Source organism: Streptomyces sp. NPDC005866, from assembly GCF_040629895.1.
Taxonomy (GTDB): domain Bacteria; phylum Actinomycetota; class Actinomycetes; order Streptomycetales; family Streptomycetaceae; genus Streptomyces.
The window spans coordinates 400,811-413,037 of sequence record NZ_JBEXWP010000001.1 but is presented as its reverse complement, the minus strand read 5'-3'; the positions used below and the strand labels follow the sequence as shown (position 1 = coordinate 413,037).

The following is a 12,227-nucleotide window of genomic DNA, read 5'->3' as shown; positions in this document are numbered from 1 at the left end:
GCCCGAAGCACCGGGTGCGCGCACGGCGCGTTCGTCATCGTGCGCCCCCACCGTTCTGGCTGGTTGCGTACCTCTTTGTGAAAAGCCGTATTCGCTGCGTAAAGGTTAGGCGTACGCTCGGGCATATGCGGAGTGCGGTTTCCTTAGCGGGGCGGGGATGGGCGGGAGCCGGGAGAATCGGAGGGGCGCGATGACGGAAGGCACGGTCGCTCTCCCCTGGCTCGTCATACGGCAGGACGAGAACGGCAATCGCTACCGCGTCGGCCGGTACGCGACCCGGGCCGAGGCCCAGAAGATCGCCGACAGTCTCGACGACCGCGGACACAAGCAGCTCTACTGGGTCGAGCGCATCGGCCACAGCAACGGCAACGGGGAGGGCTCCACCCGTAACTGAGCCCTCCGGCCCCTCCCGTAGGCTCCGGGTCATGAGCGAACGGATCGTGGTGGTCGCAGCCGCCCTGATCGACGCCGGCCGGTTGCTCGCGGCCCGCCGCAGCGCGCCCCCGGAACTGGCCGGACGCTGGGAGCTGCCCGGCGGCAAGGTCGAGCCCGGCGAGACACCCGAACATGCCCTGGTGCGCGAACTGCGCGAGGAACTCGGCGTGGAGACGGAGACGGTGGCGCGGGTGCCGGGGGAGTGGCCCCTGCGGCAGCCGTACGTCCTCCAGGTCTGGACGGCCTGCCTGCGCCCCGGATCGGCCGACCCGAAACCCCTCCAGGACCACGACGAGCTCAGGTGGCTGACGCCGGAGGAGGTCTGGAGCGTGGACTGGCTGGACCAGGACGTGCCGGCGGTGCATGAGGTCGTCGAGCCGGGAGGTACGGGGCTGCGTTGAATGTGCGGCTACCGCCGCGTGGGCGCGACTGGCCACTACGGCCCGGCGGTCGCTCGACAACCGCGCCCTCCCACCCCCTTGGGCGCACGCGCCCCCCTCCCTACGCCGTTCGTGCCACAGTGCGCCCTCTCACGCGGTACTGCTCCCGGGTAATCGGGTATGTGCCCATTAACCCCACGAAACCGGACATGGGTGGGCTCGCGGCCAGCGATGCGACTGGGAAGTGATCGGTGTGATCGACACCGAAGGTGACACCGCCGAGTGGACCTTTCCCGCGGAACCGGGCGCCGTGCGCACCGCCCGGACCGCGGTCCGGGGCCAACTGACCAAGTGGGGCCTCGACGGCCTCGCCGACCTCGCCGCCCTACTGGTCAGCGAGCTGGTCACCAACGCGTTGCGGCACGCCACCGGCCCCATCGGCGTACGTCTGGTGCGCCCCGCCGACGTCGGCGACACCCTGCGGGTGGAGGTCTCCGACCCGCTCCCGGACCCGCCGCGCGAGCGCACCGCCAGCCCCGACGACGAGGGCGGCCGGGGCCTTCAGCTGGTCGCCGGCTCCTCGCGCCGCTGGGGGACCCGGCCCGGCGTCACCGGCAAGACGGTCTGGTTCGAACTGGCGGTACCCGGCCGAACGGGATGAACGGGGTGTACACGTGCGCTACCCCGTCCACTCGCGGGAGTGGCCGGGGAATGGGTGCCGCAGTGCGTGATTCGACGGCGTGTTCCCTGGTTAGAAGACTGGAAGTGTTGTCACGGTCCGGTCTGGAAATCGTCGGGACCGTGGTGTGATCGTGAACACCGTGTCAGGCGGCACCGTAGTGCTGGATACTGCGGGCAGCCGCACCCGGTGACCGGTGCCGGGAGCGGTGAGCTGGAGGGGACGGTTCGCGTGAGCGAGATACCAGCTAAGGCCACGGGGTCCGAGGACCCGTCGGACGGCGCGATGGCGGGGACCGCGGAGACAGCCGCGGTCCCCGGCGACGCCATGTGGCAGAGCAGCCCGCCCGGCTCGATCTACGACTACATCAAGGTCGCCTCGTTCTCCATCGGCGCCGGCGGCCTGGTCGACCAGTGGAGCGTGCGCGCCGAGCAGATCTTCGGCATCCCCGCCGAGCGCGCCGTCGGCATGGACCCCATCGAGGCGTTCATAGACCCGGACCTGCGCAATCGCGGCCAGCGGAAGATGGCCGAGATCCTGGACGGGCGGGAGTGGACCGGTGTGGTCCCGTTCCGGATGCCCGACACGGCGGACGGCGAGCGCGGCGAGGAGGGCCTCGCCGAGGTCTACGTCATGCCCACCCGCACCGCGGAGGGTGAGAACGCGGCCGTGTGCATAGTGGTCGACGTCCGCACCCTACGCAGCATCGAGACCGACCTCGCCGCCTCGCAGTCGATATTCGGTCAATCTCCGTTCGGCTTCCTGCTGATCGACACCGACCTGCGGATCCGCCGCGCCAACGTGCGGTTCTCCTCCATCTTCGGCGGGAGCCCCGACGACCACCGAGGCAAGGGCGTCCACGACTATCTGCCGCGCTCCGAGGCCGAACGGGTCGCGGCCACCCTGCGCCGGGTCCTGGAGAGCGGCAACTCCATCACGGACATGCACGTCACGGGGTTCGTGCCTGGCTCCGAGGAGCGCCGGCACTGGTCCATCAACCTCTACCGGGTGCACAGCGGCACCGGCCGCCCCATCGGCATCGCCTGGCTGGGCCTGGACATCACCGCCCGCCGCGCCGCCGCCCGCGAGGCCGCCGCAGCCCGGCGCAATCTCGCCCTCCTCAACGAGGCCGGTGCCCGCATCGGCAACTCCCTCGACCTGGAGACCACGGCCCGCGAACTCCTCGACGTGGTCGTCCCCGGCTTCTGCGACCTCGCCACCGTCGACCTCTACCAGGGCCTGCTGGCGGGCGACGAGAGGCCGCCCGGACTCTCCGACGGCAGCGCGGAACTGCGCCGGGTCGCCTTCGCCAGCGCGGTCTCCGACGCGCCCTTCGTGGGCGGCGGCGCCTCGGTCACCGTCGGCGCCGTCCACCACTACCCCTTCAACTCGCCCTGCGCGGACGCCCTGCGCACCGCCCGCCCGCAGCGTGTGCCGGCCGAGGAGGGCGGCCTCGTCCAGTCCACCCTCGCCGTCCCGATGGTCGCCCACGACACGGTCGTCGGCCTCGCCCGGTTCGCCCGCACCAAGGGCAGCGAGCCGTTCGGCGACCGCGACCGGGACCTGGCGGTCGAACTGGCGGCCCGCGCCGCCGTCTGCATCGACAACGCCCGCCTCTACCGGCGCGAGCACGAACGCGCGTTGATACTGCAACGGTCCCTGCTCCCGCCCGGCGACCCCGAGGCCTCGGGGCTGGACATCGCGTGCCGCTACCTGCCCGGCAACGCGGCGACCGAGGTCGGCGGCGACTGGTTCGACGTCATCGAACTGCCCGGCCACCGCACGGCGCTGGTGGTCGGCGACGTGATGGGCCGGGGCCTGCGCGCGGCGGTCGCGATGGGTGAACTCCGCACGGCGGTCCGTACCCTGGCGTTGCTGGATCTGGAACCCGCCGAAGTCCTCTCGGCGCTGGACGAGATCGCCCGCGGCCTCGGCACCCCCGGCGGTGTCCAGCAGGCCACCCGCACGGCCCGCCAGCCCCGCGACGCCGACCTCTCCGAGGTCTACCTCGCGACCTGCGTGTACGCCGTCTACGACTCGGTCACCAGGCGCTGTACTTTCGCCAACGCCGGCCATCTGCCCCCGGTGCTCGTCGAACCCGGCGAGGCCGCGCTGATGCTGGACGTGCCCCCCGGCATGCCGCTCGGCGTCGGCGGCGAGCCCTTCGAGGAGGTCGAGGTCGAACTCCCCGAGGGCGCCCTGCTCGCCCTCTACACGGACGGCCTGGTCGAATCCCGCGACCATCCCCTCGACGAGGGCCTCCAGGCGTTCGTAGGGGCACTCACCGACCCTTCCCAACCCCTTGAGGACGTCTGCGACCACGTCCTGAGCACCCTCGACACGCACCACGGCGAGGACGACATCGCGTTGCTGATGGCACGTGTCCAGGGGCTGCCGGCCGATTCGGTCGGTGACTGGACGCTGCCGCGCGAGCCGCGCAGTGTGGGCCGCGCCCGCGAGTACGCGCGCGGCCAGCTGCTCAGCTGGGACCTGGAGCCGCTGGTCGACACGGCGGAGCTGCTGGTCAGCGAGCTGGTCACCAACGCGCTGCGGTACGGCGAGGGGGACATCCGGCTACGGCTGCTGCTCGACCGGACGCTGGTGTGTGAGGTGTGGGACTCCGGCCTGGTCCAGCCGAGGCGCAGGCGCGCCCGCGACACGGACGAGGGCGGCCGGGGTCTGCAACTGGTCGGGCTGCTGAGCGCGGCGTGGGGCTCACGCCGGACGCCGCGCGGCAAGACGGTGTGGTTCGAACTGCCCCTGCCGGACGGGGAGACCGGCCTGACGGACCCCGCGGAGGCTCTGCTCAGCCTGTTCTGAGAAGGCGCACCGCGGGCCGCTTCGCCGGTGCGGCGCGGCGGAGGCTGGTCGCGCAGTTCCCCGCGCCCCTGGAGGTGTTGCGCGCGCAGTTCATCGCGCCCCTGACGGGGCCGGTTTGCCGGTGCGGCGTCGTCGTGGTTGCGTGCGCAGTTCCCCGCGCCCCTTGACGGGGCGCTACGGCAACGCCCCTTAGGGGCGCGGGGAAATGCGCGATCCGCCCCCACTCACCCGCAGCCGCCCAACGGCCTCTCGCGGCACCCATGCTGCGCTAGCCCAACCGCCCCCGCGTCTCCGGGCCCCCGAACGCCACCACCGGCCCCCCGTCGGCCTCCTCACCGAGCAGTACGCCCCCGAGCACCGCCCCCGCGAGCCCGCTCTCATGGGCCGTCTCCCCCGCGTACGGGTTCCCGTGCGTCCGTACGTCCCGCTCGGCCAGTTCCCGTGCCCGGCGCGCCAGCCGGTCGGCGTCCGCGGGTGCGGCCCGCCCCGCCTCCGCCAGCAGCGCCCGCGCCTCCGCGCCCACCGCCCCCCGATGCACTCCGATGAAGTCGTCCGCCGCTCCCAGCGCACTGCGCGCCACCAGGTCCGCCCCTGCGGCGATCACCCCGGCCGGACCGCCCCCGGTCCCCTCCACCGCCCGTACCACCCGGCGCAGGGCGTCCAGCGGGTCGTAGGGCCCACTCGTCAGCTCCTCCCGTACGGCGGCCAGCACGGCGTCCGCGTGGCCCAGGCGCGATAGCGAGCCGGTCGCCCGGGCGCCCGCCAGTTCCGCCTCCGCGCCCGTGAGCGCGGCCGGCACCATGCCCGCCGCCGTCCGCAGTTGCGCCGCGAGCCGTGCCACCCCGTCCAGCAGCACCCCGGCCTGCGCCACCGCCCCCTCGGCGGCCCGCAAGCCGCGGCGGAACCCGTCGCCGTCGCCCGAATCGGCGTCCTGGCGAGCCTGGTTGAGTCGTGCGGTCGCGAACACCAGCCGGTCCTTTGCCTGTTCGACGTATCCCACCACGGCGGCGACGGCCCCGCTCCCGTACCGCTCACCCGCCTCTGCCAGCGCACTCGCCACCCCGCCCGTCCGCGAGGTCAGTTCCCGGAACCGCCCCTCGGCCACCGCCAGCGCATCCCCCGCACCCCACTCGGCGTCGAACCCCTCCGCCGCCGCGTCCAGTTGCCGCCCCGCCTCCGCGCACCGCCCCACCACCCCCACCAGCGCCTGCCGTCGGCCGGCGTCGTCCCCCGGTATCCCCTCCTCGTACCGCCGCCATATCGCGAACGCGGCCGACAGCTCGGTCCCGGCCGCCCGCAGGGCCCGTACGGCGGGCTCGCCGCCGTCGACGTACCCGAGTGCCTCCCGGCTGGTGCGGACGCAGTCGTCGGCCAGGACCAGGGCGGCCCGGGCCTGCCGTTCGGCATCGACGGGCGACGGCGTGGGCGGGGCGGGGGAGACGATCCCGGGTGTGGTCCGCGAGCGCGACCGCCGTACCCGCCGTACGTACCCGTAGCCGCCCAGCGCGCCCGCGGCCGCCAAGGCGACCAGCGGCAGTACGTAGTCGGCGGTCGACGCCCCGTCCGCCTCGGCCGCGGCGACCGGCTCGCGCACCGCCACGGGAACCGGTTCCTGAGCGGTGGTCGTCATCACCGGCAACACCAGCCAGACCGCTCCGGCCAGCCCGCCCAGCACGGCATGCCCCACCCGCGCACCTATGTGCCCGGTGGCATGCCTCGGACGGCCCCGGATCAAGGATGACGTCACATTTCGGAGCGTATGGGCAGCCAGTCGGCTTCGCGACCGGGGCGGAGACGGGCGGGGGACGACGAGAACAGGGGGACGGCCGGTGGAACGGGCATCAGAACCGGAGGGGGAGGGCGACGGCACGCGGGAGGTGCCCGGCACCCGGAAGAGAGCCGCCTGGGTCCGGTGGGCCCGGCGCATCGGGCTCGCCGCGGCACTGCTCCTGGTCCTCCCTCTCGTCACCGCCGAGACCGCCCTCCGCGTCAACTACACCGGCGACCCGAGGCCCGGCACCCACACCCGGGACAAGGACGCCCTCTGGCTCGGGCACGCCTGGGTCGACGGCCGTAAGAGCGACGCCGACGTCACCGCCCTCGCCGCCCGGCTCGCGGACACCGGCATACGCGACCTCTACGTCCATGCCGGACCACTGGAACACAACGGCACGCTGCCCAGAACGGCCTGTCCCAAGGCCCGTTGGCTGATAACGGCCGTGCATCGAAAACTCCCCGGCGTCCGCGTCCAGGCCTGGCTCGGGGACGAGATCGCGCCCGAGAAGCCGTACGCCATGCATCTGGAGAAGGAGCGGACGCGTGCCGCTGTCGTCGCGTCGACCCGGCAGGTCCTCGCCGCCGGCTTCGCCGGGGTCCACTTCGACTTGGAGCCCCTGCACTCCGGCGACCGGAACTACCTCGCCCTCCTCGACGCCCTGCGTCCGGTGACCCCGCTGCTGTCCGTCGCCGCACACCAGATCGACCCGCTCCCTGCCTTTCACTCCTTCTGGGGTACCGTCACCGGACATCCCAAATGGTGGTCACAGGAATATTTCGGGCAAGTCGCCCGTCGGGTGGACCAGATCGCGGTGATGTCGTACGACACCATGCAGCCGCTGCAGAGCCTGTACGGCGGATACGTCGCACAGCAGACCAGCCTCGCGCTCGAGGTCACCCCGGGGGACACCGACCTCCTGATGGGGCTGCCCTTCTACCACGAAAACCGCTTCGGCCACTGGGCGCACGCGGAGACCGTGCCGGCGGCCGTACGAGGGGTTCGGCTGGGACTGTCCCGCACGGACGCGGATCGCGCTAACTTCGGCGTCGCCCTGTACGTCGACTTCGCCGCCACCGAGGATGACTGGACCTCTTATCGGAAGGACTGGGTCCGTACGTCATGACAACCGCTCGTGCCCACCTCACCCGTGACGACCTCGCTCCGCTCGCCCGCGAGGCCCTCGGCCGTGCCCCCGCCACGGCCACCCGACTGCGCGGCGGCTCCAAGAAAGGCGTCTACCGGCTCGCCCTCGACAACGGCAGGACCGCGATCGCCTACGTCTGGTCCCCGGAGGAGGACTACTGGGGCCCCGCCGACGCCGACATCCGCGACCCCTTCTCGCACGCCTCCGGCCTCGGCCTCTTCCTGTCGGCCCACGACCGGCTGACCGAACTCGGTGTGCGCACCCCGCGTCTGCTGTTCGCCGACGAGGAGGCCGAGTACCTGCCCGCGTACGCGGCGGTCGTCGAGGACGTCCGCGGCGGCAGCCTGGAGACGCTGCTGCGCAGCGACCCGGGCGCGGCCCGGATGCCGCTGGCCCGGCTGGCGGGCGCGCTCGGCGTGCTCCGGGAGTACGTGTCCCGCGGGTACGGCAAGGCCGCCCTGGTGGAGGAGGGCGGCAAGCCGCTCGGCAGCTCCTGCGAGCAGGTGGTCGCCGACCGGGCCGTGCACGACATCGCGGAGGTGGCCGACCGGGACCCCCGGGTGCGGGAGGTCGGCCAGGCGCTGTCGGAGCGCGTCCGGCAGCTCTACGACGCGGTCGAGCCCCGCGACCACGCCTCCCTCGTCCACGGCGAACTAGGGCCGGACCATGTCCTGGTGACCGAGGAGGGCGATCCGGCGCTCATCGACATCGAGGGCCTGATGTACTTCGACGCCGAGTGGGAGCACGTCTTCCTCCAGCTCCGCTTCGGGCCCGCCTACGACGTGCTGCGCGTCGCCGACCTCGACGAGGACCGCATGGAGCTGTACCGGCTCGCGATGCACCTCAACCTCGTCGCCGGGCCGCTCCGGCTGCTCGACGGCGACTTCCCGGAGCACGAGCCGATGCGGGACATAGCCGAGTTCAACCTCCAGCAGGTACTCAGCCTTCTGCGGGGCGCCTCCTGATCTTCGAGCCGAGCCACACCAGCGGGTCGTACTTGCGGTCGACGGCCCGCTCCTTCAGGGGGATCAGGGCGTTGTCGGTGATGTGGATGCCCTCGGGGCACACCTCCGTGCAGCACTTGGTGATGTTGCAGTAGCCGAGACCGTGTTCGTCCTGGGCCGTGCGCTTGCGGTCCAGGCCGGACGCCTCGGCCGCGTCCAGCGGGTGCATGTCCAGCTCCGCGACCCGCATGAGGAAACGCGGCCCGGCGAACGCCGACTTGTTCTCCTCGTGGTCGCGGACGACATGACAGGTGTCCTGGCACAGGAAGCACTCGATGCACTTGCGGAACTCCTGCGACCGCTCCACGTCCTCCTGGAACATCCGGTACTCGCCAAGGCCCACTCCGGCGGGCGGGACGAAGGCCGGGACCTCCCTGGCCTTCTCGTAGTTGAAGCCGACGTCCGTGACCAGATCGCGGATCACCGGGAAGGCGCGCAGCGGGGTGACCGTGATGGTCTCGTCCTGTTCGAAGACGGACATCCGGGTCATGCACAGCAGGCGCGGGCGGCCGTTGATCTCCGCCGAGCACGAACCGCACTTGCCCGCCTTGCAGTTCCAGCGGACGGCCAGGTCGGGGACCTGGGTGGCCTGGAGTCGGTGGATGATGTCCAGGACCACCTCGCCTTCGTTCACCTCGACCTTGAAGTCCTCCAGGCCGCCACCCGCTTCGTCGCCTCGCCACACCCTGAAGTGGGCCGTGTAGCCGCTCATTCGTACAGCTCCTCTTCGGCGAGGTACTTGACCAGCTCCTCCTTCTCGAAGAGGGCGAGCAGGTCGGGGCGGATGGGGTCGGTGGTCTCGCGGGTGAGGGTGATCTGGCCGCGCACCGGGTCGGTGGCCGCCAACCCGCCCGTGGGATCGGCCAGTTGGCAGAGCAGGTTGAGCCGGCGCCACCTGCGGTCCATCGTCGGATGGTCCTCACGGGTGTGCCCGCCGCGCGACTCGGTGCGCTCAAGGGCCGCCCGGGCCACGCACTCGCTGACCAGCAGCATGTTCCGCAGGTCCAGGGCGAGATGCCAGCCGGGGTTGAACTGGCGGTGCCCCTCCACCCCGGCCCGGCGCGCCCGCACCCGCAGCGCGGCCAGCCGCTCCAGGGCCTGCGCCATCTCGCCCTCCCGGCGGATGATGCCGACCAGGTCGTTCATGGCCTGCTGGAGCTCCTGGTGGAGGGTGTACGGGTTCTCCGGCGGGCCCGCGTCGGGCTCCTCGCTCTCGGCGGAGAACGGCCGCAGCGCCTCCGCGGCCGCCAAGTCGACCTGGATGTCGTCCACCGCCGGCCGTGCGGCGAGGTCCGCCGCGTAGTCGGCCGCGTGCCGGCCCGCCCGGCGCCCGAACACCAGCAGGTCGGACAGCGAGTTGCCGCCGAGCCGGTTGGAGCCGTGCATACCGCCGGCCACCTCACCGGCCGCGAACAGCCCGGGCACCCCGCGCGCCGCGGCGGTGTCGGACTCCACCGCCACCCCACCCATCACGTAGTGGCAGGTGGGCCCGACCTCCATCGCCTCCGCCGTGATGTCGACGTCCGCCAGCTCCTTGAACTGGTGGTACATGGAGGGCAGCCGGCGCCGGATCACCTCGGCCGGCATGCGCGTCGACACGTCCAGGAAGACCCCGCCGTGCGGGGAGCCGCGGCCCGCCTTCACCTCGGCGTTGATGGCCCGGGCCACCTCGTCGCGGGGGAGCAGCTCCGGCGGACGCCGGTTGTGGTCCGGGTCGTCGTACCAGCGGTCGCCCTCCTCCTCGGACTCGGCGTACTTGTCCTTGAAGACGTCCGGGATGTAGTCGAACATGAACCGCTTGCCCTCGGAGTTGCGCAGCACCCCTCCGTCGCCGCGCACCGACTCCGTGACCAGGATCCCCTTCACCGACGGCGGCCAGACCATGCCCGTCGGGTGGAACTGCACGAACTCCATGTTGAGCAGGGGCGCCCCGGCCAGCAGGGCGAGCGCGTGCCCGTCGCCGGTGTACTCCCACGAGTTCGACGTCACCTTGAACGACTTGCCGATACCACCGGTCGCGATCACCACGGCCGGCGCTTCGAGGACGAAGAAACGGCCGGTCTCGCGGTCGTACGCGAAGACACCACTCACACGTGAGCCGTCCTTCAGGATCCGGGTGACCGTGCACTCCTGGAAGACCTTCAGACGGGACTCGTAGTCGCCGGTCTCCTTCTTGTCCTCCTGCTGGAGCGAGACGATCTTCTGCTGCAGGGTCCGGATCAGCTCAAGACCCGTGCGGTCGCCGACATGGGCGAGGCGCGGGTACTCGTGGCCGCCGAAGTTGCGCTGGGAGATCTTCCCGTCCTTCGTACGGTCGAACAGGGCGCCCCAGGTCTCCAGCTCCCAGACCCGGTCCGGGGCCTCCTTGGCGTGCAGTTCGGCCATCCGCCACTGGTTGAGGAACTTGCCGCCGCGCATGGTGTCGCGGAAGTGGACCTGCCAGTTGTCGTGCTCGTTGACGTTGGCCATCGCCGCCGCGATGCCGCCCTCGGCCATCACCGTGTGCGCCTTGCCGAACAGCGACTTGCAGATCACCGCCGTACGGGCGCCCCGCTCGCGTGCCTCGATCGCGGCCCGCAGGCCGGCGCCGCCGGCACCGACCACGACGACGTCCCACTCCTGGCGGTCGACCACGGTCATCAGAAGAACCTCGGATCGTCGAAGGCACCGGACGCGACGAGATAGACGTAGAAGTCGGCGAGCGCCACGCTCACCAACGACGCCCAGGCGAGCAGCATGTGCCGGGCGTTGAGCCGGCCGACGATCTGCCACGCCTTGTAGCGCACGGGGTGTTGGGAGAAGTGCTTGAGCTTGCCGCCGACGATGTGCCGGCAGGAGTGGCAGGACAGGGTGTACGCCCAGATCAGCACGATGTTGACCAGGAAGACCAGGGTGCCGAGGCCCATGTGGCCCCAGTTCTCGTGCGGGTCGCGGAAGGACAGGACCGTGTCGTAGGTCAGCACGCCGGCGACCAGCAGGGCGGCGTAGAAGAAGTACCGGTGGACGTTCTGCAGGACGAGCGGGAAGCGGGTCTCACCGCTGTACTTCGCGTGCGGCTCGGCCACCGCGCAGGCCGGCGGGGACGCCCAGAAGCTGCGGTAGTACGCCTTGCGGTAGTAGTAGCAGGTCAGGCGGAAGCCCAGCGGGAAGATCAGGATGATGATCGCCGGGGAGATCGCCCACCAGCTGCCGAAGAGGTCGGCGTTCGGGCCCGCGGGCATGGTCTTGCAGTTCTCGGCCAGACAGGGCGAGTAGAACGGCGAGACGTAGGGCGCCGCGTAGTAGTCCGCGTTCGCGAAGGCCCGCCAGGTCGAGTAGACGACGAACGCGAACAGACCGGCCGCGGTGACGGCGGGTGCCAGCCACCAGCGGTCGGTCCGCAGGTGCGGGGCGGAGATCGCGGCGCGGGCACGGGTGCGTACGCCGCCGCTGTTCGGATGTGGTTCCGTACCAGTGGCCAATGGATGACTCCGGTCGGTTCGGGGGGCGGGGGCCTGCGGGCAGCGCTGCTACGGAGCGCGCCGGTCGCGGGCGCCGAGACCCTCGTCGTCCGTGTCCGTCCACAGGTTGATGTCGTACGGGTCGTCGGAGATGGTGACGAGTTCGGGGCGCTTGCCAGGAGCGGCGGTGTTGGCCGTCTCCCGCAGCAGTGCCACGCTCTCGCGCAGGTGATCGGCGTCGGTACGGACGCGGCGCATCTCCAGTCCGCCGCTCCCGAGCTGCTGCTCCAGGCGGCCGACGGACCGGTTCAGGTCGTCTAGGCAGCGCTGGACTGACGTCAGGTCGTCGTGCACGGACATGACGTGACCTCACTTCCGCGGACTTCACCGTCCAAGGTGGCAACGTTCATGCGCCTGCGAGTGTTGCGCGTCACACCTGCCGGTGTGAAGGCATGTGCAGCGATTGGCGGATTGCGCGCCTCCCTCGCACGCCCGCACGCGCCCTGGGTGCGCCGGGGATGGGTGCCGGTGCGGGAGGCGCCGCCCGG

Annotated in this window: 11 protein-coding genes; 6 read left to right on the top strand and 5 right to left on the bottom strand. The window is 71.7% G+C overall.

Annotation, left to right across the window (positions count from 1 at the left end):
• Positions 1-190: 190 nt before the first annotated feature.
• The 4 genes from ABZ396_RS01950 to ABZ396_RS01935 all read left to right on the top strand — a co-directional run bounded on the left by ABZ396_RS01950 (position 191) and on the right by ABZ396_RS01935 (position 4,314).
• Positions 191-394, top strand: a complete 204-nt coding sequence (locus ABZ396_RS01950; RefSeq protein WP_358919518.1) for an SPOR domain-containing protein — start codon at positions 191-193, stop codon at positions 392-394.
• Positions 395-425: 31 nt separating this feature from the next.
• Positions 426-836 carry a (deoxy)nucleoside triphosphate pyrophosphohydrolase gene (locus ABZ396_RS01945; protein ID WP_358919516.1) on the top strand — a complete coding sequence of 137 codons (411 nt, stop codon included), beginning with the start codon at positions 426-428 and terminating at the stop codon, positions 834-836.
• A gap of 223 nt (positions 837-1,059) precedes the next feature.
• On the top strand, positions 1,060-1,476 hold the full coding sequence (locus ABZ396_RS01940) for an ATP-binding protein (protein ID WP_358919514.1): 417 nt from the start codon (positions 1,060-1,062) through the stop codon (positions 1,474-1,476).
• A gap of 249 nt (positions 1,477-1,725) precedes the next feature.
• A complete protein-coding gene (locus tag ABZ396_RS01935) occupies positions 1,726-4,314 on the top strand; it encodes a SpoIIE family protein phosphatase (RefSeq protein ID WP_358919512.1) in 2,589 nt (862 codons plus the stop codon).
• A 268-nt stretch (positions 4,315-4,582) separates the two neighbouring features.
• On the opposite strand, the gene ABZ396_RS01930 is transcribed toward ABZ396_RS01935, so the two are convergent.
• Entirely contained in the window at positions 4,583-6,061 is a 1,479-nt protein-coding gene (locus tag ABZ396_RS01930; protein ID WP_358919510.1) for a hypothetical protein, read from the bottom strand.
• 82 nt (positions 6,062-6,143) lie between these two features.
• Between ABZ396_RS01930 and ABZ396_RS01925 the strand changes: the two genes are divergently transcribed.
• Positions 6,144-7,214, top strand: a complete 1,071-nt coding sequence (locus ABZ396_RS01925; protein WP_358919508.1) for a hypothetical protein — start codon at positions 6,144-6,146, stop codon at positions 7,212-7,214.
• On the top strand, positions 7,211-8,200 hold the full coding sequence (locus ABZ396_RS01920) for a phosphotransferase (RefSeq protein ID WP_358919506.1): 990 nt from the start codon (positions 7,211-7,213) through the stop codon (positions 8,198-8,200). Before ABZ396_RS01925 ends, ABZ396_RS01920 begins: the two co-directional genes overlap by 4 nt.
• Here the strand turns inward: ABZ396_RS01920 and ABZ396_RS01915 are convergent.
• The 4 genes from ABZ396_RS01915 to ABZ396_RS01900 are packed head-to-tail and all read right to left on the bottom strand — an operon-like array spanning position 8,175 to position 12,039.
• Positions 8,175-8,951, bottom strand: a complete 777-nt coding sequence (locus ABZ396_RS01915; protein ID WP_358919505.1) for a succinate dehydrogenase/fumarate reductase iron-sulfur subunit — start codon at positions 8,949-8,951, stop codon at positions 8,175-8,177. The two genes, ABZ396_RS01920 and ABZ396_RS01915, sit on opposite strands and share 26 nt — an antisense overlap.
• Entirely contained in the window at positions 8,948-10,879 is a 1,932-nt protein-coding gene (locus tag ABZ396_RS01910) for a fumarate reductase/succinate dehydrogenase flavoprotein subunit (RefSeq protein ID WP_358919503.1), read from the bottom strand. Before ABZ396_RS01910 ends, ABZ396_RS01915 begins: the two co-directional genes overlap by 4 nt.
• The gene (locus tag ABZ396_RS01905; RefSeq protein ID WP_358919501.1) at positions 10,879-11,700 is read right to left on the bottom strand and encodes a hypothetical protein; all 822 of its coding nucleotides are present in this window, start codon (positions 11,698-11,700) and stop codon (positions 10,879-10,881) included. The genes ABZ396_RS01910 and ABZ396_RS01905 overlap by 1 nt, the downstream gene beginning before the upstream one ends.
• A gap of 48 nt (positions 11,701-11,748) precedes the next feature.
• Positions 11,749-12,039, bottom strand: coding sequence for a hypothetical protein (locus tag ABZ396_RS01900; protein WP_358919499.1), 291 nt, complete (start codon positions 12,037-12,039; stop codon positions 11,749-11,751).
• Positions 12,040-12,227: the final 188 nt, after the last annotated feature.